The sequence below is a fragment of the Rhodocytophaga aerolata genome (genome assembly GCF_030503435.1).
Taxonomy (GTDB): Bacteria; Bacteroidota; Bacteroidia; order Cytophagales; family 172606-1; genus Rhodocytophaga; species Rhodocytophaga aerolata.
On the sequence record NZ_JAUKPO010000193.1, the window covers coordinates 1 to 590 of the forward strand.

The 590-nt window shown below is 37.1% G+C and carries 1 protein-coding gene; it reads right to left on the reverse strand.

The features are described from left to right. Window positions 1-96: 96 nt before the first annotated feature. Complete coding sequence (locus tag Q0590_RS37495; RefSeq protein ID WP_302042815.1) at window positions 97-567, reverse strand: hypothetical protein; 471 nt, start codon at window positions 565-567, stop codon at window positions 97-99. Window positions 568-590: the final 23 nt, after the last annotated feature.

The window sequence follows — 590 nt, forward strand, 5'->3', positions numbered from 1 at the left end:
TAATGGACCACAGCTAACCGGCACTTTGCCTTCGTGCTTTGACTGTGTGTATGAACAGGCAAGTGAACGGCTTAGCAGGTGTTGGCTGTCGGTCTTTCACTTTTGTTTTTTTATCAACTCTTGTAGTTCAATAAATTCTCTCTCCGGAAACGCATTCTTCCACTTCTTTCTATATCCTTCTATACCATAACTTTCTTGAAGGTGATAGTAGGCGTTAATTATTTGATTAGTGAGTTGCTTAAGTTTACATCGCGTGGTGAACACTAGCTCACTTTTGTCAATAATGTCCTTCAATGGCCTTTCCCGGAAATCATAAAATTCATATACCTTCACCTCTACTACTTCATCGGCTTGTTTGAAGGACAACATGATTTCAGGTGATTCACAAAAGATTGCACACTCAGCCTCTTGTAATCCTTTATTGAGCAAAAGAATTGGAATCAACAGTCTTTGCAATCCGTCAAATATATAAGACGGAAAGAGGGAAATTTTATTGACACTATCTTCAATGTCAATTCTTGCGCTTCCATAATCAAACAAGTCAATGTTTATTTTTACTTTATCCAATTTTATATTTTACTGACAGCCAA